Source organism: Enterobacter sp. 301B, assembly GCF_003850715.1.
In the GTDB taxonomy this organism is placed as follows: Bacteria; Pseudomonadota; Gammaproteobacteria; order Enterobacterales; family Enterobacteriaceae; genus Enterobacter; species Enterobacter intestinihominis.
The window spans coordinates 97,534-117,597 of record NZ_PQTC01000011.1; the positions used below are offsets into that span (position 1 = coordinate 97,534).

The window sequence follows — 20,064 nt, forward strand, 5'->3', positions numbered from 1 at the left end:
ATGAAACAACACGAAACGGCAGATAATTCTCAAGGCCAGCTTTATATTGTACCTACTCCTATCGGGAATTTGTCTGATATTACCCAACGTGCACTCACTGTATTGCAAGCTGTTGATTTAATTGCTGCTGAAGACACCCGTCATACCGGTTTACTGCTGCAGCACTTTGCCATTAACGCCCGTTTGTTTGCCCTGCACGATCACAATGAGCAACAAAAAGCCGAAACGCTGGTGGCGAAGCTGAAAGAAGGGCAGAACATCGCGCTGGTCTCCGATGCGGGTACGCCGCTTATCAACGATCCGGGTTACCATCTGGTGCGCACCTGCCGTGAAGCAGGGATCCGCGTTGTGCCGCTGCCGGGGCCGTGTGCTGCTATTGCCGCATTAAGTGCGGCGGGCCTGCCGTCCGATCGTTTCTGCTACGAAGGTTTCCTGCCTGCTAAATCCAAAGGCCGTCGCGACGTGTTAAAGGAGCTGGAAGCAGAGCCGCGTACCCTGATTTTTTACGAATCAACCCACCGCCTGCTGGAAAGCCTGGAGGATATGGTTACCGTCTGGGGCGAATCCCGCTACGTGGTGCTGGCGCGCGAGCTGACCAAAACCTGGGAAACCATTCACGGCGCGCCGGTTGGCGAACTGCTGGCGTGGGTGAAAGAGGATGAGAACCGCCGCAAGGGCGAAATGGTGCTGATTGTCGAAGGGCATAAAGCGCAGGAAGACGCCCTGCCTGCCGATGCGCTGCGTACGCTGGCCCTGCTACAGGCTGAACTCCCCCTGAAAAAAGCGGCGGCGCTGGCGGCGGAGATCCACGGCGTGAAGAAAAATGCGCTGTATAAATATGCGCTGGAGCAGCAGGGGGAGTAAGCCCCTGCCGCCTGTTTTGCCGGGTGGCGGCTTCGCCTTACCCGGCCTACTCCGTGTCAAAGCCTCACTATTTTCCCGGCATCGCCTCAAACACCAGCGTTTCCAGCGGTTGCAGCGTAATCACCACAGCGTTTTTATACTCCTCTGGTACGGTCGAATTACTGCCGTACACGGCTTTCAGGGTAAACTGCGAGCGCTCTCCTGCCGGGATCTCAAAATCTTTGGTTAAATCCAGGTAGTAACGTTGCGGCTTATCCGACGGGTTGCGTAAACCAAAAATCGCTTTGTCTTTACTCCATGAGGCCCAGCCGTAAACCTCAAGCGAAGTTGGGTCACCGCCAATCCAGTGCGTATCCACCAGCACGCTGGCATTCTCACGCGACCACTTCGCCGCCTGTGCCAGGGTGTCCCACTTCGCCTTGTTAAGCATGGACGGCGTGATGTACAGCTCCTGAAGTTGAGTTCCGGTCGCGAAGTAGCTCCAGACCTGATCGGCAAAATCACCGTCCGTTTGTACTTTCTCCAGTCCATAGTAAGCGTTCTCTGCACTGACGATCCCGTGGTACATCAGGGAGTTCAGCGGGAACAGCGGGCCTTTGCGTACGATGGAGCGATAAGTTTCGGCATCCCGGTAGGTCATCCACTGCTGCACTGGCGTGCCGGGACCGTACAGGTTGATATCATCGCCCTGACGCCAGATTGAATCAGCATAGAACAGCCAGGACGGGCTCGCGTCGGTCCCGGTGGTCAGGTTGATAAACAGGTTCGGGTTTGCGCTGCGCATGTTGTGCAGCAGGGCAATGGACGCGTCAAAATCCGATGCAAATGGGCTGCCCTTGATATGCGAATTGGCGTTACCCATTCCGTCGAGCTTGAACGAGGTAATGTGCTCGTTTTTGATCAGCTTAATGATCTGATCGTTAAAGTTTTTAAAGTAGTTCGGCCCCGACAGCGCCAGCTTGCCGTCTACGGTTTCGAAACCATACTCTTTTGCATGCGAGACGCGAATATCGCGCGGCTTGTTGTAACCGCCCCACGGTGAAAGCCACAGCCCAACCGAGCTATGCAGGCTATCGGCTTTTTCCCTGACTTTGCCAAAACCGTTGCTGAATGCCGGGCCAAACAGCCAGCGTCCGGTGCGATCGTCCCAGCCATCGTCCAGCAGGAACGCGTCCAGCGCCACCCCGCGTCCGGCAATAAATTCTTTATTCCATTCGTCCATCCGCCCAATGACATCCTGCTCGGAGTAAGGAGTAAAGAAGCCAATGTCCATCCAGCTGTTGTAGTGCAGATAAGGCTTATAAGGCCGCGGGCGCACGGCATCGATAAACTGGTTTACGCTGCGCCGCAGCTGATTAGTTTCCGGGAAAGTGCCGAACCAGGTGGTAAAACTGACCGGTGTCTCAGGCAGAGTTGGCGTTTTCAGCTCCACGTTGAGGTTCGTGGTGGCTTCATAAGCGTAAGTATTCACAATCGGTCTGTCTGGCAGGATGAAGAACGAGTCGGCCACGATTGGCGAGCTGTTAATCGCCCCGTCAACGTAAGGTGCCTGAGACTGCTTCTTCGTCGGGAAGAAGGTCATTTTCGCTACGTCCCGCGGCTGCCCGACGGCGGCGATGGTGTAGCCGATGCTGGCGTATTTTCCCTTCACCAGGTTCAGTTTCACCGTTACGTTAAAATCCGGATGCGTAAAGTCGATGACTATCGCGTTGTCCTGCTTTTCGACGTGCTTGATTTTGAAATCAGCGGTGTGGATTTTTGTTTCATCCGGCAGCGTCAGAAAGAACAACTCCTGGGGCGTGAGCGGATGGTTAGCTTTGCTGTCCGTTACCACTACCGTTGCATTTGCATCATCAAACGAAAGGGCAATATTGTTGTTACTGAGCGCGTAGTTTGCTGCCGCCGCGCCATGAGAAACACAGAGAGCCAGCAGCGAGAGAGTGAGCCTTGTTTTCATCGGGGTAAGATCCTTATCAGTAATGCTTCAGCATTCGGTTGATGGACTGTTCCAGCCAGTAGCGCTGGGTGCCGAAGTTAATACGCAGGTAGTTTTCGCCGTTTTGTACGTAGTGGCTGCCATCTTCGATGACCACGCCAGCCTGTTTGGCGAAATGTTGGGTTAGCGCCGTCGCACTGCGATCGTCCGCACTGACGTCTATCCAGGCGAGATACGACGACTCCGGGTTCATCATCTTCCATGCAGGGAAGTGGGTCTGGATGGCATCCGCAAGGTAGCGGACATTGCCGCGCAGATAACCATTCAGCGCGTCGAGCCATGGCAGACCTTGCTGATAGGCCAGAATAATCCCCCACACGCCGAAGATATTCGGCGAGGTAATGGAGTTCTTCTCCAACTGCTGGCGGAAACGCTGGCGCAGCGAATCGTCTGGAATCATTGAGTAGGATGTTTTTAGCCCGCCAAGGTTGAAGGCTTTATTGGGGGAGGTCAGCACAATCAGGTTGTCCTGGGCGGCACAGCCCGAAGTCAGACAGCTGACGAATGTACCGTCCAGAATGTGCTCGGCGTGAACCTCATCAACCACCAGAATCGTGCCGTAGCGCTTACAGAGATCGGACACCTGGCGTATCTCATCCGCGCGCCAGATGCGGCCCGAGGGGTTATGCGGCGAGCAGAAAAACCACAGTTTTGGACGGTGAGTTTTGAGCTGAACTTCAATCAGATTAAAATCCAGCTGATAGCGGTTTTCCTTCACGCTCAGCGGATTTGCAAGCACCCGCACGCCCTGTCGCTGTGTCGCCATCGCAAACGGGTCATACACCGGGGTGTTCATCATCACGCAGTCGCCGGGATTGCAGAACGCCTGAACCGTATAGTGCAGCGTAGAAACGGTGCCGTAGGTCAGGGTGATCCATGACTTATGCACCTCAACCTGATGACGGGTGCGCTGGAAGGCGATGACCGCATCGTAGAATTCGTCGAAGCACCAGGTGTAACCGAAGGTGCCATGCTCCACGATGCGCTGAAAGCCTTCAATCACGGCGGGTGGCGAGGTGAAATCCATGTCTGCTATCCACAGCGGGATAAATCCCTCCGGGACATCACCGAAACGCGAACACACAAACGCATGATCCCATTTACGGCATTTATCGCTTTTACGCTCAATGATTCTGTCGAAATCAAACACAACGACCCCCTGTTAAATTAAGGCTTCAATGCCGGATTTGACGCTCTGCACCTGCGGGCCGATGATCACCTGAACGCTGTGGGCATCAAGCACCACGACTGACAAGGCGCCAGCGGCCTTCAGCGCCTGCTGGTCGATAAGCCCCATATCTTTCACCACCAGACGTAAGCGGGTAATGCAGTTGTCGAGCGACTCAATATTCTCTTTACCGCCAAGCGCGCGAAGAATAAGCCCATGATCGTATTTTGATTTTCCACGTGCCCGGGTATTGGCTTCCTCCGCCTGGAGCGCACCCTGCGCGTCAACCTCACGGCCTGGCGTTTTTATATCGTGCTTGAGGATGTACCAGCGGAAGACGAAGAAGTAGATAGCAAACCAGGCAAGACCCACCGGGAACAGCAGATACCATTTGGTCGACATCCCCTGCATGACGCCGAAGATCAGCAGATCCAGAATACCGCCGTCAGTGTTGCCGATGGTGACGCCGAGCAGCGCCATCACCATTAGCGCCAGGCCAGACATAACGATATGAAACGCGTAAAGCACAGGGGCAATAAACAGGAACAGGAACTCAATCGGCTCTGAAATACCCGTGACAACTGAAACCAGCACGCCTGAGAGCAGCAGCCCTTTAATCACCGGACGGTTTTCCGGGCGCGCGGTGCGGTAGATAGCGTAAGCCACGGCAGGCAGGCCGAAGATAAAGGTCGGCATAAACCCTTGCGATAAAAATGCCGTAACGTGCGGGCTAAACGGCAGACCCGCTTTCAGCTCGGCGTAGAAAATGTTCAGCGCACCGGCCACTTCCTGGCCGTTAACCATCTCAATGCCGCCCGCCGGGGTGAAGCGCACCATCGCCAGCAGAATGTGATGCAGGCCAAAAGGTTTGAGTAGCAGCACGCCCACGCCATACAGGAACGGCCCAAAGACGCTGGTGCTCTGGATGATATGACCAATCCCGGCAATGCCCATTGCCACATATTCCCACAGCAGGGGGATGACCAGGCCGACCAGCGACAGGGTGAGGGCGGTAACAATCGGAACAAAACGAATGCCGCTAAAGAAGGCAAATGCGTCGTGCAGCACCGTGTCCTGGAAGCGTTCGTGCAGGAAGTAGGTGATCACCCCTACCACAATGCCGCCGAGCACGCCCATCTCCAGCGTTTGAATGCCAAGCACGATGGATTGTCCCACCTGTCTCATGGTGGCGGCATCCGCAAGCTGGTGGGTGGCGGTCAGGTAGTAGTTGATGCTCATGTTCATCAGCATGTAGCCAACGAATCCGGCAAAAGCGCCCACCGCTTTATTACGCCTGGCAAGGCCCATTGGGATCGCCATGGCAAACATCAGCGGCAGATAGGTAAAAGCAAAGCCACCGACCATGGCGATAAAACCAAAGGTGAGCTGCGTTAACTCGCCGCCCAGAAAGGGAAAACTTTTGATGGTGGAAGGGCTGGTGACAGAACTACCGATACCTAACAACAACCCCATAAAGGCCAATAGCGAAACCGGGAACATAAACGTCTTTCCCAGGCTCTGGAAAAACTCCCACGCTTTCGATTTAAACGACTTTTCCTGTGTCATGTAGGGACTCCTCGGATTTTTAGGATAATGGAAGGCGCTGTCCGGCTTAAGGACGCGCCTTCATATTTGCGAGGCTTATAGTTATTTTTTAGGTACTAACGTTATGCGCGATGGGTTCAGGCTTCAGCCGGAAGCAGCAGCCGGTTCGCCGAGCCGCAAACGGTGATTTTGCTTCTGACCACCTCTTTCATGGCATCCATGCCGACGCGCATGTAGAAGCGCGGATCGTTGCCCTGTGGGTTCTCGGCAAACCAGGCTTTGACTGCGTCAGAGAAGGCGATTTTCAGCTCTGTTGCGACGTTAACTTTGCAGACGCCCAGCTCAATGGTGCGGCGCACATCCTCATCCGGAACATCGCTCGCACCGTGCAGCACCAGCGGCACTGTCACTACCTCGCGGATCTCGGCCAGCCGCTGGAAGTCGATTTTTGGGCGTTTGGTATAGAGACCGTGCGCGGTTCCGATGGCAACGGCGAGGCTGTCCACGCCTGTCAGTTCGACAAAGCGTTTTGCTTCCTGCGGGTCTGTCAGGAACGCGCTTTCGGCGTCGACGCTCATGTCATCTTCCACTCCACCCAGTCGGCCCAGTTCGGCCTCGACGCTACAGTCGTTGAGGTGACAGAAATCGACGACCGATTTCACCAGCTTGACGTTTTGTTCGAAGGGGTAATGGCTACCGTCGATCATTGCGCTACGTACGCCGGCATGGACTTTGCGGCGAATGTCGTCCAGCGATTCGTGGTGATCGAGGTGTAGCGCCAGCGGCATGTCATAAGTAAGGGAATATGCGCTGCACAAGGCGTAGATCTCTTCCAGCGCAATATGTTTAAACGTCCCCGGCGTACCCGCGAGGATCACCGGGGATCGCATTTCGCTACAGACTTCGAGGATCGCCTGGATCGTCTCGGCGTTATGAATGTTAAAGGCCGGAACGGCATAGCCCTTTGCCTGTGCGTCCTGCAAAAGATATTTGGTGGAAATAATACTCATGAGCCTGTCCTCTTAAGCCTGCCACGGATGAATAACGACGCCCTGGACCACACGGTTAACCGTACCGCTGGCGGATGGCGTATCTGGCGTATTGCCAACGTGCAGAGACTGGGTCAGTGCGAAGACCTGGGCGTACATCAGGAAGCAGAACGCCTGCTCCATATCGTTAAATGAACGAGAAGGCGGCAGCAGGATATGCGGGCCAGCTTCAATGACCGGATCCGTTTCGGCTGCAATGGCTACTACCCGCATAGCCTGACGATCGCGACGCAGCTCGGCGAGCAGATCCAGATCGTACTGACGCGTGTACGGATGGCTGGAGACAAACACGACGACCAGCGTTTCGTTGTCCACCAGTGACTTAGGCCCGTGACGGAAACCCGTTGGCGAATCGTAGAATGCCGCCAGTTTGCCGGCGGTCAGCTCCAGCACTTTCAGCGCAGACTCCCGTGCGGCGCCCTGTAATCCACCGCTGCCCAGATAAACAATGCGTTTCCACGGTTCGTTACCAAAGACGCCGGGGCTGAAATCGCCAAGAGAAGTGAGGATCGCCTGACAGCGATCGGACACGTTCCGGAACGTTTTGCTGTTGATCGTTTCCGGTGCGAATACCGCCAGGCAGCTCGCCATCATGGTGGTGATGCTGCTTGTCATCGCGAACCCGCGATCGTGCGTTTCGGCTGGCATGAGCAGAGCGCAGGCGTTATCGCTGTCGACGGCATTCTGGTACAGGCTGCCCGCTTCATTACAGGTGATCGACAGGTGGTAGCACTCCGGTACGAACTGATTCGCCAGCTCAACGGCGGCGACGCTCTCCGGGCTATTGCCAGAACGGGCGAAAGAGACCAGAAGCAGCGGGTGCGCAGGGCTGAAATAATCCATCGGGTTGGTGACCAGATCGGTCGTAGGTATCGCGGTGATGTTTTTCCCCGTGTGGCTGGCAAGCCATGGCGCAATGATGTCGCCGATAAAAGCGGACGTACCCGCGCCGGTCAGAACGATCCGCAGATCGGGCTTGCGCAACAGTGGTGTCAGAAAACTGTCGATCGACGCGCGCAGGTTATCAATATTGTTGAGCGAGCGAAGCCAGCTGGCTGGCTGCTGGCGGATCTCTTTTTCGGTCCAGGTGCCGGTGGCGGCGGTAGTGGTTTGTGGCATAACTCAGTCCTTAGTCGTGTGAATTCCACATCAGACGCTGGCAAACGTGTCGCTATCTTTCGTTTCGTTTCACTTGTTCACTTTAGCTGTTAAATAAAATCTATAGAAAAGAAATCGAAAGTTCAATGGCGTAAAAGAAATAAAACGAAAAGTGTGATCGCGAAAGGAAAGGAGAAAATCAAGGAAAGGAAAAGAAAGGCCTTACGATCGTCTTCCGTAAGGCCAACAGGGCACACTGTGAAAGGGCTACAGGGAAAGAGCCTGACCCTGGATCCAAATCTGCCGGAGGTGTAAACCCGCATCCAGTGCAATAATATTGGCGCGTTTGCCAGGCGCTAACGATCCCAGCAAGTGATCCATACCGAGCAGACGGGCGGGATGCAGTGAAGCCATATGGATAGCTTGCTCTGGGGCGACCCCCGTATGCTCCACCATATTTCGCACGGCGGCATCCAGCGCGAGCGTGCTGCCCGCAAGCCCGCCTGAGGCCGTGCGGACAACGCCGCCCTGCATCTCGACATTTCCACCACACAACGTATAGCGTCCATCAGGCATACCCGCCGCCTGCATGGCATCGGTAATCAGCACCGTACGATCCTTCGCGCAGCAACAACACAGCCGCATGGCTCCAGGATGAACGTGATGCCCGTCGGCAATAAGCTCCAGCCACGCGCGTGGGTCCGTAAGGCCAGCGCCAACCATGCCGGGCTCCCGGTGGTGTAACCCCGTCATGCCGTTGTAGCAGTGCACCAGCCCGGCTGCGCCTGCATCAAATGCGGCCAGGGTTTGCGCGTATGTAGCGGCGCTGTGACCCAGCATGACGCGTATCCCTTTTTGCTTGAGGTGATGGATCGCCTTCAGGGCTTCCGCTTTTTCCGGAGCAAGCGCCACTACCCGCAGCGTGTTCTGCGAAACCGCAATCAGATCATCAAGTTCCGCGAGATCCAGTTCGCGAAACAGTTCTTGCGGATGTGCCCCTTTGTTCTGCGGCGTAAAGTACGGGCCTTCCAGATAGCTGCCCAGGACCTGCGCACCGGGGCCACCGACATGACAGCGTCGGGCAATGCGCCGTAACGCGCTATGGATCGCCTCCAGCGGAGCGGTGACGGTGGTAGGCAGAAACGCCCCCACGCCTTCACGCGCTTTATGCATGGCTAACCGGTCCAGCACGTCGGGGGCATCATCCATCACATCCACACCCGCGCCGCCGTGGACGTGGATATCAATGTATGCCGGGAAAAGCAGGTCTGCCTCGCGGGTGTTAACCCCTGCCGGAATCGGCTCGATGGCGGTGATGACGCCTCTATCCATGCGCAGCTGATGGTCATCCAGCCAGCCCCGCCCGGTAAGCAGACGACGCGCGCGCAGCAGCTGGCTCATATCCCTTCCTCGGCGGGCGCTTCCTCGCGACAGCGTGCAAGCTCATCCACCAGGCTGGTCAGGCCGCGATGGCCGCACTCCAGCGCCTGCAAACGAAATGCTTCACTGCTTAACCCGTCGCGCTCCAGAACCATCTCCAGCAAAAGCTGGAGATTGGTGCCGGTGATCACTTCGCTGCCGGGGTGTTGCATCGCGAGGGTAGAGGCCACACGAAACGGCGTACCGCCGAGAAGATCGGTGAGAAACACGATATCGTGCTCTGCATCCAAATCATTCACTGCCTGCTCAAGCTGCGCGGTCAGCCGCGCAGTGGTGGAGCTTTCCGGAAAATCGATGGCGATAAACTGCGGCTGTTCGCCGAGGATTTGCTTCATCGCCTGTTCCAGCCCGCTGGCAAAACCGCCATGACCCGTCAAAATAATGCCTAACATCGCAACCTCTTTGCTTTTACAGGAAGTGACAGAATTTACCGACAACGCCCAGCACCACGGTGATACCAATCAGGCGCAGCGGGCTCCAGCCACGGCGTACCAGCCAGAACATGGTCAGGGTGTAGACCAGCGGCAGAAAGGCGGGCATCAGTTTGTCGATCACGTCGGTTTGCAGTTTGACGACCGCATCCCCGGCTTTAATCTCGAGTGTGGTATTCAGGCGCACATAGGTTGCCACCAGCGCACCAATCACCGTCATCCCGACAATGGACGCAGCATGACCAACCTTTTTGGTGTTGGCCTTGATCAGCGGGATCGCGGCGACACCCATCCGGTAGGCATAGTGCGCCAGACCAAAACGCAGGCCGAGATGCACCACGTTAAACAGCACGATAAAGACCACGGCGCCAAGAATGGATCCCTGTAGCGCCAGGCTGGCGCCAATCCCCCCGCAAATAGGCAGCAGGGTTAGCCAGAACATGGCGTCACCAATGCCACCGAGCGGTGCACCGACGGCAATTTTAGTGCTCTGGATGCTGTTCACATCCTGCTTGGAACGCTCCATTGCCAGAATAATGCCGATGACGAAGGTCACCAGGAACGGGTGGGTGTTAAAGAAGCCCATATGGCCTTTCATGGCGCGCGCCAGGTCCCGCTTATTGGTGTGGATCTTTTTCAGCGCGGGCAGTAGCCCATACAGCCAGCCGGAGGCCTGCATTCGCTCGTAGTTGAACGAGGCCTGTAGCAGCATGGAACGCCAGGCGACACGGTTAATATCCTTTTTCGTTAGCTCAGCGCCAATACTCTGGTCTTCGTAGACGTTTTCATTCACGCCGGTCAGCAGCGTCTCTTCACTTTCAGACACGCCCGGCAGGGTGGTTGGATTAGATGCCATCTTCAAATTCCTCTTTCTGGGCCGCAGGCGCCGTCGGTTCAGGCGATTTGCGCAGCAGGTCGATCAGCGCCATCGCCAGCGCAGCCGCGGCAATCGCCAGCACCGGCAGTTTCAGCCAGGCCGCGGCGACAAAGCCGATAATGAAGTAAGGGATGTAGACGTTTTTCATCATGATCTTCAGCAGCACGGCGAAGCCGATCGCTGGCATGATGCCGCCCGCGACGCCCAGACCGTCGATCAGACGTTCCGGCAGGACATCAATGGCGGTTTTCGCGTGTTCAGCCCCGAAGTAGATGGGCAGAAACGCACACAGGAAGTAGAAGACGCCGAGCGCCAGCAGTGCCAGATAGTTGACCCGTTCAATACCACGGGTGTCTGCGTTAGCCGCCATGCGATCGCAGCGGGACATCACGCCGGACATCACCGAGAAGAGGAAAGTGATCCCCATCTGAACCGCCACGGCAAACGGCACGGCGACCCCAACGGCGACATCCGGCTTCACGCCTGTGGTAATGGCAAATGTGGTGCCAACGATGGTGCCGATAATCACGTTTGGCGGCTGCGCGCCCGCCAGCGGCGCGAGACCCATCCAGACCAGTTCTAACGTACCGCCGGTCAGAATTCCGGTGTGCAGATCGCCCAGAATCAGGCCAACCAGTGGCCCGAGCACCACCGGACGGTGCATGTGTGTTAAGCCGTTAAACATATCCAGGCCCGCGATAAAGGCGAGAAGCCCCAGCGCGAAAGCCTGCAACAGACTGATTTCCATTGTGAATCCCTCAGAGCAGTTTAAAGAGATCCAAAGCAGTCTCTGTTGGAACGCCCTGAACGAAGCATTCCACTCCGGCCGCCTTCAGGCCGTTAAACGCGGCGATATCGTTCGCGTCTACAGATACCGTTTTGGCAATTTGCTGTTTGCCACTGGCGTAATGCATATTTCCGACGTTGATACGGGTGATGGGCACGCCGCCCTCGACCAGCGTTAAAAAATCAGCCGGTGTTTTACAAACCAGCAGAATTTTCTGCCGGTCGGCGGCGCGATGAATGTTGTCGATCACTTTTTGCAGGGACCAGAAACGCACGGCGATGCCTTCCGCAAGCACCATCTCCATCAGGTTTTGCTGAACCGGATCGTCTGCAACCTCGTCATTTGCCACCAGCACCAGGTTCGCCCCCGCAAACCCCACCCACTGTACGCCCACCTGACCGTGGATCAGGCGTTCATCAATGCGGCATAAGACAATGTTTGGCATAGCGTTTTCCTCTTTTTAATTATGCGTGTTGAGTCGTTACGCCTTCGCAGGCGGCATGGTACTGCTGGAGTATGTCCTGAATGTGGTCGAGAATGAGCTCCCGTGGTGTGGACCTGAGAGCACCCTCGCGAACTTTGCTGTACTGCAACGGCAGATACTGGCTGATCAGCGGCAGCGGGATCGGTTCATCCGCCAGGTTGCGTACCAGTCGCTCAAAAGCCTCGTCAATCTGGCTGTCTGGCCAGTAATAGCGCACGCGGTCGGAATAGCTGTAACCGCGGGCCAGGCGACGGGCATTGCCGTCGCCGTGATAGTGGCTTTGCCAGTATTCCGGGCGATCGAGCATCACGTTTTCCAGGACGTAACGCAGTCCTGAGCAGGCTTTTGCCGGCAAAAGCTCTTCTTCAATTGCAGCCAGGGAGAACAGCGCTTCGCGCAGCGCGAAGGTTAGCGCAGGGCCGACTTTCAGAATGGCGAAGTGATCTTTCACCAACTGGCGCAGCGCCTGCGGCGTCTGGTAATCGGTAGAGTGTGCTTCAAATACGAGCGTGTCGTAGGCTTCAACCATCTTGCTCAGTGCGACGGCTTTATGCGGTTGATAGTCACAAACGTGCGCATGGTCGAACTCAACGCCAGGCTGAACCACCAGGCCAATAATGCGCGGCCAGATGTCGCTTAACCCTTCCTTCTCGAATGCGTGGCGGTGTGCCTCAAGCGTGGCACGTGCCGCCTCTGGTGTGGTGACCTCAAGCTCGGTCAGCGTTTCGTGTGCCCCACCGGGAACCGGAACTTCCGTGCCGATAACGTAGACCAGATCCGCTACGCCAAATTGCTCGAGACAGGTGGTTTCGGCAATTTTAGCCAGCCGAGCGGCACGCCCGGCAACGATTGCATCGGTTAAAGGAACCGGATCGTCTTCGCAGGACATGCTGCAATCGAGGTGAATTTTTTTAAATCCGGCCGCCACGTAGCTTCTGATCAGATCGTCGGCGTTCGCCATCGCCTGCAAAGCTGGCAGGTTTTGCCAGCGGTTAGGACCTAAATGATCGCCGCCAAGGATCAGCTGTGAGGTGGGGAAACCGAGGGATCCCGCCAGATTGCAGACAAACCCATAAAAATCGGCGGGCGTCATACCGGTATAGCCGCCAAACTGATCCACCTGGTTTGAGGTGGCTTCAATCAGCAGAGGCGTCTGTTGTGAATGGGCGTAACGAATTGCAGCTTCAAGTACCAATGGATGTGCGGAACAGACGGCGTAAATCCCGTTTGTATTCCCCCGTTTATGTTGTTCCACCATTTCTGTCAGATGTTTCACTTTCCTCTCCATTTCGGATGGTGTTGGTATGCATCTTTCGTTTTGTTTCATTTGATACTGCATTATGGTGGGGTAAAAATAAAACGAAAGATAATAGTTTTCCGATCTGTTTCACAAAAGAAACATAATGAAAGGTTTCAGCGGCGGTTAAGCTTGCGTCTGCTCACCATACAGGGCTTGCATTCCCTCAAAAGAAAGGCGTTAATAAGCAAAACGAAATGAAACGAAAGTTTATTTACTAAGGAGCTCGTATGAGCAGCACCGATTCATCCGCAGAGAAGCGCATCACCGGCACCAGTGAAAGGCGAGAGCAGATCATTCAGCGGTTGCGGGCGCAGGGAAGCGTGCAGGTTAACGATCTTTCTCTTTTATACGGCGTGTCGACGGTGACGATCCGTAACGATCTGGCCTTTCTGGAAAAGCAGGGGATTGCCGTTCGCGCTTACGGCGGCGCGCTGATTTGCGAAGGCAATGCCCCCGGCGTGGAGCCGTCCGTTGAGGACAAAAGTTCCCTTAATACGGCTGTGAAGCGCAGCATCGCGCAGGCGGCGTCTGAACTGGTGAAGCCGGGTCATCGCATTATTCTGGACTCCGGCACCACAACCTTTGAAATTGCCCGCATGCTGCGCCAGCATACCGATGTCATTGCCATGACCAACGGGATGAACGTGGCAAACGCGCTGCTGGAAGCGGAGGGCGTAGAGCTGCTGATGACCGGCGGGCACTTGCGCCGTCAGTCGCAGTCCTTCTATGGTGACCAGGCGGAGCAGTCCTTACAGAATTACCATTTTGACCTGCTGTTCCTGGGCGTCGATGCCATCGATCTCGATCGGGGGGTGAGTACGCACAACGAGGATGAAGCCCGTCTGAACCGGAAAATGTGCGAGGTGGCGGAGCGTATTATCGTTGTCACTGATTCCAGCAAGTTTAACCGTTCAAGCCTGCATAAAATCATTGATACTCAGCGGATCGACATGATTATCGTTGATGAAGGTATTCCGGCGGAAAGCCTGGAAGGGTTACGCAAAAGCGGGATCGATGTGGTGCTGGTCTAAAGAGGCTTTTCCCCTCACCCTAACCCTCTCCCCATAGGGGAGAGGGGACTGCTCGGTGCGGTTTTTTTACCCTCTCCCCGGTGGGGAAAGGGCAGGGTGAGGGGCCATCACGTCACCGGTGCCGGGTTAAACACCGCCAGCGAGTTATGCAATCCCCATTGATCGGAGAAGGTTTTCTTCCGTCCGCTTGCCACATCCAGAATGAAGTGGAACAGCTTCCAGCCCACCTCTTCAATACTCTCTTCCCCGGTGGCGATGGTGCCCGCGTTGATATCCATTAAGTCATACCAGCGGTTTGCCAGCTCGGTGCGGGTCGCCATTTTGATCACCGGTACCGCAATCAGGCCGTACGGCGTGCCGCGTCCGGTGGTAAAGACCTGTACCGTAATGCCGGATGCCACCTGCTGGGTGCCGCACACGAAATCACTGGCAGGCGTTGCCGCGTAGATCAGACCGCGTTTGGTTGGTCGCTGGCCAGGTGAGAGCACTTCCACAATCGCGCTCTGGCCGGATTTGGCAATCGACCCGAGGGCCTTTTCCACCACGTTCGCCAGGCCGCCTTTCTTGTTACCCGGAGACGGGTTGGCGCTGCGGTCGGTTTTGCCCATGTCGAGATAGTTATCGTACCAGGCCATCTCCTCCAGCAGGCGTTTACCCACCTCCTCGTTGACGGCGCGCGGCGTAAGCAGGTGGATGGCGTCACGCACTTCGGTGACCTCGGAGAACATCACCGTGGCGCCGCAGCGCACGAACAGATCGGAGGCATAACCTACCGCCGGGTTAGCGGTGACGCCGGAAAACGCATCGCTGCCGCCACACTGTGTCCCAACCACCAGTTCAGAGGCCGGGCAGGTTTCACGCTGGCGTTTGTTCAGCTTCTCCAGATGGCGCTCTGCCACCTGTAAAATGTCGTCGACCATCGATCTGAAGCCGACATGGTGTTCATCCTGAAGACGCACAATACTGGCCTCGTCAACCGGAATGGCTTTCACATCCTCAGTACCCTGCAACAGGCGTTCTGGCTGCAATTTTTCACAGCCGAGGCCAATCACCATCACCTCGCCGCCAAAGTTTGGGTTAAGGGCGATATTGTGGATCGTGCGGATCGGCACGACCGCTGCGGGCGCGTTGATCGCCACGCCGCAGCCGTACAGGTGGTTAAGCCCCACCACGCCGTCAACGTTGGGGTATTTCGGCAGCAGATCGCGCTCAATAATTTTCACCACGTAATCCACGACACCCGCCACGCAATGCACGCTGGTGGTGATGCCAAGCAGGTTTTTGGTTCCCACGCTGCCATCCGCGTTGCGGTAACCTTCGAAGGTATAACCCTCCAGCGGAGGTAACGGCTCAGGGACGCGGGTAGCCAGCGGCAACGTCTCCAGCGGCGGGGCGGTGGGCAGCTCAACCAGCGACTCCTCAATCCAGCTACCCTGCGGGATAGCGCGCACCGCATAGCCGATGACTTCGCCGTAGCGCACGATTTCGCCCTGCGCCGGGATATCGACCAGTGCGACTTTGTGCCCCTGCGGAATGTGCTCAATCAGCTCCAGCCCGTCCGGAAAGCGGGTACCCGCTTTTAAGCCATTGTCGTTGACAATAATCGCCACGTTATCGGTATCGTGCACTTTTATATAGAACGCCGTCGGCGACGCCTGTCGAATTTCAATATCGGCCATTGTTCACTCATCTCCAGCAAAATATCTGATACTAAATATAGCCAGATGGTTAATCGTTTCTTATTGAGGAAATAAAGAATGTCAGGAGAGGAAAAGTGAGAATGTGATCGCGATCGCTCCCGAAACACTAATCGTTGATTCTGTGCATCAGCGCCCACTGCATTGGGCATATGCTCAAAATAGCGTGCTAACCCCGTTGGATAATTGAGCATTGAGACAATGTGCTGCCGGGTGGTGACGATTATACTGAATGACGATTTTATAAAGCCAAAATTCAGTCAGGAAAATAAATATAACGCTGACGCTGAGTCGGAATAAATAAGAAAAGCTACTGGCTAAAACTGCGGAATTAAAAAAGGTATACGTAATGAGTAACGACATCTTCCCGAATAAATTTAAAGCGGCCCTTGCGGCGCATCAGATTCAGATTGGCTGCTGGTCTGTGCTGGCCAACCCCATCAGCACCGAAGTGCTGGGCCTGGCCGGATTCGACTGGCTGGTGCTGGACGGCGAACATGCGCCAAACGATATCAACACGTTTATTCCGCAGCTGATGGCGCTGAAAGGCAGCCACAGCGCGCCGGTGGTGCGTGTACCTACCAACGAGCCGGTGATTATCAAGCGTCTGCTGGATATCGGCTTCTACAACTTCCTGATCCCGTTTGTTGAAACGGAAGAAGAAGCGGTGCTGGCCGTAGCTGCCACCCGCTATCCGCCGGAAGGGATCCGCGGCGTGTCTGTCTCGCACCGCGCCAACATGTTTGGCACCGTGCCGGACTATTTCGCCCAGTCCAACAAGAACATCACCATTCTGGTTCAGATCGAGAGCCAGCAGGGGGTCGATAACGTCGACGCCATTGCCGCGACCGAAGGTGTCGACGGTATTTTCGTCGGCCCGAGCGATCTGGCGGCCGCCTTTGGTCATCTGGGCAACGCCAGCCACCCGGACGTGCAGCGGGCAATCCAGCACATTTTTGCCCGTGCCAAAGCGCACGGTAAACCGTGCGGCATTCTGGCGCCGGTGGAAGCCGATGCCCGCCGCTACCTGGAGTGGGGCGCAACGTTTGTCGCCGTCGGCAGCGACCTCGGCGTATTCCGCGCCGCCACGCAGAAATTAGCGGACGCTTTTAAAAAATAACCATCATTGAGGAAACAGATTATGACGCTGAAAGTGGGTTTTATTGGCCTGGGTATCATGGGCAAACCAATGAGCAAAAACCTCATCAAAGCAGGTTACTCACTGGTGGTTTTAGATCGTAATTCAGACGCGGTGGCAGAAGTGATTGCGGCTGGCGCAGAAACGGCGACAACTGCAAAAGCGATCGCCGAGCAGTGCGATGTCATTATCACCATGCTGCCAAACTCCCCGCACGTGAAAGAGGTGGCGCTGGGTGAGAACGGCATTATCGACGGCGCGAAGCCGGGTCTGGTGGTGATCGACATGAGTTCTATCGCGCCGCTGGCGAGCCGCGAAATCAGCGAGGCGCTGAAAGCGAAAGGCGTGGAGATGCTGGATGCGCCGGTCAGCGGCGGCGAACCGAAAGCCATCGACGGTACTCTGTCGGTAATGGTGGGGGGTGATAAAGCCGTGTTCGACAAATACTACGACCTGATGAAAGCCATGGCTGGCTCCGTGGTGCATACCGGTGAAATTGGCGCAGGCAACGTCACCAAGCTGGCAAACCAGGTGATTGTGGCGTTGAACATCGCGGCCATGTCCGAAGCACTGACGCTGGCCACCAAAGCGGGCGTTAATCCGGATCTGGTCTATCAGGCCATTCGCGGTGGTCTTGCGGGCAGCACCGTGCTGGATGCCAAGGCACCGATGGTGATGGATCGTAACTTCAAGCCGGGCTTCCGCATCGATCTGCACATTAAAGATCTGGCGAATGCGCTGGATACCTCCCACGGCGTGGGCGCGCAGTTGCCGCTGACTGCCGCCGTCATGGAGATGATGCAGGCGCTGCGTGCGGACGGTCTGGGCACCGCCGATCACAGCGCGTTAGCGTGCTATTACGAAAAGCTGGCGAAGGTTGAAATTGCTCGCTAATGACGTCCCGCCCGGTGGCGTTACGCTTACCGGGCCTACGGCTCAGGCATACAACTATGAAAATCGTAATCGCGCCAGACTCTTATAAAGAAAGCCTGTCTGCCACTGAGGTAGCGCAGGCGATAGAAAAAGGATTTCGGGAAATTTTCCCCGACGCTCATTACGTGTCTGTTCCCGTTGCTGACGGCGGAGAAGGTACGGTTGAAGCGATGATCGCCGCGACGCAGGGCACCTGGCAGCAGGCTGTCGTCACCGGCCCGTTAGGGGAAAAGGTGAAGGCCAGCTGGGGGATCTCGGGCGACGGTACCACCGCGTTTATCGAGATGGCCGCCGCCAGCGGCCTGGTACTTGTTCCTCCCGCGCAGCGTAACCCGCTGGTCACGACGTCGCGCGGGACGGGGGAGCTGATCCTCCGCGCGCTGGATAAAGGCGCGCGCAACATCATTATCGGTATCGGCGGGAGCGCAACCAACGATGGGGGCGCGGGTATGATGCAGGCGCTGGGCGCGAGGTTTACGGATGCGAACGGGACGGAGATCGGCTACGGCGGCGGCAGCCTGATGGCGCTGAACCGTATTGATATTTCTGATCTTGATCCGCGTCTTCAGGGGTGCGCAATCCGCGTCGCCTGTGACGTGACGAATCCGCTGGTCGGTGAAAGCGGCGCGTCGCGTATCTTTGGCCCGCAAAAAGGCGCCACGGAGGAGATGATCCTCGAACTCGACGCCAGTCTTAGCCACTACGCCAACGTGATCAAAAAATCCCTGCGCATTGACGTCAACCCGGTTCCGGGGGCAGGAGCGGCGGGCGGCATGGGCGCGGCGCTGATGGCCTTCCTGGGCGCTGAGCTGAAAAGCGGCATTGAGATTGTCACTCAGGCGCTCAATCTTGAAGAACATATTCACGACTGCACGTGGGTGCTGACGGGAGAAGGGCGCATCGACAGCCAGAGCATTAATGGCAAAGTGCCCGTCGGCGTGGCGAGCGTCGCCAAAAAATACCATAAGCCGGTGATAGGGATTGCCGGAAGTCTGACGCAGGATGTGGGTGTGGTGCATCAGTACGGCATCGACGCGGTGTTCAGCGTATTGACCCGCATCGGTTCACTGGAAGAGGCGTTCCAGGGAGCGTACGACAACATTTACCGCGCCTCGCGCAATATCGCGGCCACATTGCAGGTAGGCATGCGTAGCCAGGGGTGACAGCGGCGCGCAAACCCTCTATACTGCGCGCCGAAGCTGACCAGACAGTCGCCGCTTCGTCGTCGTCCCTTTCGGGGGAGACGGGCGGAGGGGAGGAAAGTCCGGGCTCCACAGGGCAGGGTGCCAGGTAACGCCTGGGGGGGAAACCCACGACCAGTGCAACAGAGAGCAAACCGCCGATGGCCCGCGTAAGCGGGATCAGGTAAGGGTGAAAGGGTGCGGTAAGAGCGCACCGCGCGGCTGGTAACAGTCCGTGGCACGGTAAACTCCACCCGGAGCAAGGCCAAATAGGGGTTCACATGGTACGGCCCGTACTGAACCCGGGTAGGCTGCTTGAGCCAGTGAGCGATTGCTGGCCTAGATGAATGACTGTCCACGACAGAACCCGGCTTATCGGTCAGCTTCAACTTCTTACGAAACCCCGCTTCGGCGGGGTTTTTGTTTTCTGAAGGTTGCATGCCGGGTCAGCGAAGCGCCAAACGACATCAATTTTCAATTTTGCGACGCCAAGCACATTTCACTGCTTTACCGATTATGCGTTCCTTTCATCTGCTGCGCATGATCGTAATCACAAAATTTAACGCTATAAAATTAGAAAATTTTAGTGTTGAACAGATGTTGTGAATGTTGAATCAGTGATGCTGAATGTTATTCATTTGATAATTTAATATTGAATCTAAAAACATTCTTCTGGTGAATGTGTGATATATCCCACTCTTTAACCGGAAGCTGAGAAAATATTCCTGATAAAGTTGATAAACCACAAAAATGTTTTAAAAGAATAATGATGGTTTATTAACCTTTAATTGCCTGAAAGATAGTCTTTATTAATATTGTTAAGGCAAAAAAATTCATGCTGGTTATTGCCATAAAATAAATTTATTACCGCGTATTTTGTTGATCAATATCAGCGTAATTGCGTATTTTAAGTTGATTAACTCTTTGATTGGTAAGGTGATAAATCGGTTTTGAATGCAGTGATAAAAAGGGCGTCATGGCAAATTGTGAGTAACAGCACATACCCCCTGAAACAATATTGGGTAGAATCCGCTGCGTCATAGGG

General features: G+C 55.8%; 17 protein-coding genes and 1 other RNA gene. 6 read left to right on the forward strand and 12 right to left on the reverse strand.

Annotated elements, in window-relative coordinates; all coding sequences use genetic code 11:
* A complete protein-coding gene (rsmI, locus tag C3451_RS13890; RefSeq protein WP_045622088.1) occupies nucleotides 1-864 on the forward strand; it encodes a 16S rRNA (cytidine(1402)-2'-O)-methyltransferase in 864 nt (287 codons plus the stop codon).
* A gap of 67 nt (nucleotides 865-931) precedes the next feature.
* On the opposite strand, the gene C3451_RS13895 is transcribed toward rsmI, so the two are convergent.
* The 11 genes from C3451_RS13895 to kbaZ form a co-directional block, all read right to left on the reverse strand.
* Entirely contained in the window at nucleotides 932-2,821 is a 1,890-nt protein-coding gene (locus C3451_RS13895) for an enterotoxin (RefSeq protein ID WP_124304332.1), read from the reverse strand.
* A 16-nt stretch (nucleotides 2,822-2,837) separates the two neighbouring features.
* A complete protein-coding gene (locus C3451_RS13900) occupies nucleotides 2,838-4,010 on the reverse strand; it encodes a PatB family C-S lyase (RefSeq protein ID WP_045622085.1) in 1,173 nt (390 codons plus the stop codon).
* Nucleotides 4,011-4,022: 12 nt separating this feature from the next.
* Nucleotides 4,023-5,594, reverse strand: coding sequence for a maltose/glucose-specific PTS transporter subunit IIBC (malX, locus tag C3451_RS13905; protein ID WP_045622083.1), 1,572 nt, complete (start codon nucleotides 5,592-5,594; stop codon nucleotides 4,023-4,025).
* Nucleotides 5,595-5,710: 116 nt separating this feature from the next.
* On the reverse strand, nucleotides 5,711-6,583 hold the full coding sequence (kbaY, locus tag C3451_RS13910) for a tagatose-bisphosphate aldolase subunit KbaY (RefSeq protein WP_003861740.1): 873 nt from the start codon (nucleotides 6,581-6,583) through the stop codon (nucleotides 5,711-5,713).
* A gap of 12 nt (nucleotides 6,584-6,595) precedes the next feature.
* The gene (locus C3451_RS13915; RefSeq protein WP_045308028.1) at nucleotides 6,596-7,741 is read right to left on the reverse strand and encodes an SIS domain-containing protein; all 1,146 of its coding nucleotides are present in this window, start codon (nucleotides 7,739-7,741) and stop codon (nucleotides 6,596-6,598) included.
* A gap of 246 nt (nucleotides 7,742-7,987) precedes the next feature.
* Entirely contained in the window at nucleotides 7,988-9,121 is a 1,134-nt protein-coding gene (gene nagA / locus C3451_RS13920) for an N-acetylglucosamine-6-phosphate deacetylase (RefSeq protein ID WP_124304333.1), read from the reverse strand.
* Complete coding sequence (agaF, locus tag C3451_RS13925) at nucleotides 9,118-9,552, reverse strand: PTS galactosamine/N-acetylgalactosamine transporter subunit IIA (RefSeq protein WP_032626392.1); 435 nt, start codon at nucleotides 9,550-9,552, stop codon at nucleotides 9,118-9,120. Before agaF ends, nagA begins: the two co-directional genes overlap by 4 nt.
* 16 nt (nucleotides 9,553-9,568) lie before the next feature.
* On the reverse strand, nucleotides 9,569-10,447 hold the full coding sequence (gene agaE / locus C3451_RS13930; protein ID WP_022649494.1) for a PTS N-acetylgalactosamine transporter subunit IID: 879 nt from the start codon (nucleotides 10,445-10,447) through the stop codon (nucleotides 9,569-9,571).
* Complete coding sequence (agaW, locus tag C3451_RS13935) at nucleotides 10,437-11,216, reverse strand: PTS N-acetylgalactosamine transporter subunit IIC (RefSeq protein WP_003861730.1); 780 nt, start codon at nucleotides 11,214-11,216, stop codon at nucleotides 10,437-10,439. The genes agaE and agaW overlap by 11 nt, the downstream gene beginning before the upstream one ends.
* Nucleotides 11,217-11,226: 10 nt before the next feature.
* A complete protein-coding gene (gene agaV, locus C3451_RS13940; RefSeq protein WP_003861728.1) occupies nucleotides 11,227-11,700 on the reverse strand; it encodes a PTS N-acetylgalactosamine transporter subunit IIB in 474 nt (157 codons plus the stop codon).
* A 19-nt stretch (nucleotides 11,701-11,719) separates the two neighbouring features.
* Nucleotides 11,720-13,027 carry a tagatose-bisphosphate aldolase subunit KbaZ gene (gene kbaZ, locus C3451_RS13945; protein ID WP_045622080.1) on the reverse strand — a complete coding sequence of 436 codons (1,308 nt, stop codon included), beginning with the start codon at nucleotides 13,025-13,027 and terminating at the stop codon, nucleotides 11,720-11,722.
* Between the two features lie 239 nt (nucleotides 13,028-13,266).
* Here kbaZ and C3451_RS13950 point away from each other — a divergent pair, with 239 nt between their 5' ends.
* A complete protein-coding gene (locus C3451_RS13950; protein ID WP_045622079.1) occupies nucleotides 13,267-14,070 on the forward strand; it encodes a DeoR family transcriptional regulator in 804 nt (267 codons plus the stop codon).
* A gap of 107 nt (nucleotides 14,071-14,177) precedes the next feature.
* On the opposite strand, the gene garD is transcribed toward C3451_RS13950, so the two are convergent.
* On the reverse strand, nucleotides 14,178-15,749 hold the full coding sequence (gene garD / locus C3451_RS13955; protein WP_045622078.1) for a galactarate dehydratase: 1,572 nt from the start codon (nucleotides 15,747-15,749) through the stop codon (nucleotides 14,178-14,180).
* 367 nt (nucleotides 15,750-16,116) lie between these two features.
* Between garD and garL the strand changes: the two genes are divergently transcribed.
* The 4 genes from garL (at nucleotide 16,117) to rnpB (ending at nucleotide 19,410) form a co-directional block, all read left to right on the forward strand.
* Nucleotides 16,117-16,887, forward strand: a complete 771-nt coding sequence (gene garL / locus C3451_RS13960) for a 2-dehydro-3-deoxyglucarate aldolase (RefSeq protein ID WP_063139189.1) — start codon at nucleotides 16,117-16,119, stop codon at nucleotides 16,885-16,887.
* 21 nt (nucleotides 16,888-16,908) lie between these two features.
* Nucleotides 16,909-17,799, forward strand: a complete 891-nt coding sequence (gene garR, locus C3451_RS13965) for a 2-hydroxy-3-oxopropionate reductase (protein WP_022649490.1) — start codon at nucleotides 16,909-16,911, stop codon at nucleotides 17,797-17,799.
* Nucleotides 17,800-17,855: 56 nt separating this feature from the next.
* Nucleotides 17,856-19,001 (forward strand): glycerate 2-kinase, encoded by a 1,146-nt coding sequence (gene garK, locus C3451_RS13970; protein ID WP_022649489.1) that lies wholly within the window; start codon nucleotides 17,856-17,858, stop codon nucleotides 18,999-19,001.
* Between the two features lie 32 nt (nucleotides 19,002-19,033).
* Nucleotides 19,034-19,410: RNase P RNA component class A (rnpB, locus tag C3451_RS13975), an RNA gene on the forward strand.
* Nucleotides 19,411-20,064 lie beyond the last annotated feature (654 nt).

Excerpts from the sequence above, each read along its gene's own strand:
- rsmI (WP_045622088.1), top strand. The coding sequence starts at position 1 with ATGAAACAACACGAAACGGCAGATAATTCTCAAGGCCAGCTTTATATT.
- C3451_RS13895 (WP_124304332.1), bottom strand. The coding sequence starts at position 2,821 with ATGAAAACAAGGCTCACTCTCTCGCTGCTGGCTCTCTGTGTTTCTCAT.
- malX (WP_045622083.1), bottom strand. The coding sequence starts at position 5,594 with ATGACACAGGAAAAGTCGTTTAAATCGAAAGCGTGGGAGTTTTTCCAG.
- kbaY (WP_003861740.1), bottom strand. The coding sequence starts at position 6,583 with ATGAGTATTATTTCCACCAAATATCTTTTGCAGGACGCACAGGCAAAG.
- C3451_RS13915 (WP_045308028.1), bottom strand. The coding sequence starts at position 7,741 with ATGCCACAAACCACTACCGCCGCCACCGGCACCTGGACCGAAAAAGAG.
- nagA (WP_124304333.1), bottom strand. The coding sequence starts at position 9,121 with ATGAGCCAGCTGCTGCGCGCGCGTCGTCTGCTTACCGGGCGGGGCTGG.
- agaF (WP_032626392.1), bottom strand. The coding sequence starts at position 9,552 with ATGTTAGGCATTATTTTGACGGGTCATGGCGGTTTTGCCAGCGGGCTG.
- agaE (WP_022649494.1), bottom strand. The coding sequence starts at position 10,447 with ATGGCATCTAATCCAACCACCCTGCCGGGCGTGTCTGAAAGTGAAGAG.
- agaW (WP_003861730.1), bottom strand. The coding sequence starts at position 11,216 with ATGGAAATCAGTCTGTTGCAGGCTTTCGCGCTGGGGCTTCTCGCCTTT.
- agaV (WP_003861728.1), bottom strand. The coding sequence starts at position 11,700 with ATGCCAAACATTGTCTTATGCCGCATTGATGAACGCCTGATCCACGGT.
- kbaZ (WP_045622080.1), bottom strand. The coding sequence starts at position 13,027 with ATGGAGAGGAAAGTGAAACATCTGACAGAAATGGTGGAACAACATAAA.
- C3451_RS13950 (WP_045622079.1), top strand. The coding sequence starts at position 13,267 with ATGAGCAGCACCGATTCATCCGCAGAGAAGCGCATCACCGGCACCAGT.
- garD (WP_045622078.1), bottom strand. The coding sequence starts at position 15,749 with ATGGCCGATATTGAAATTCGACAGGCGTCGCCGACGGCGTTCTATATA.
- garL (WP_063139189.1), top strand. The coding sequence starts at position 16,117 with ATGAGTAACGACATCTTCCCGAATAAATTTAAAGCGGCCCTTGCGGCG.
- garR (WP_022649490.1), top strand. The coding sequence starts at position 16,909 with ATGACGCTGAAAGTGGGTTTTATTGGCCTGGGTATCATGGGCAAACCA.
- garK (WP_022649489.1), top strand. The coding sequence starts at position 17,856 with ATGAAAATCGTAATCGCGCCAGACTCTTATAAAGAAAGCCTGTCTGCC.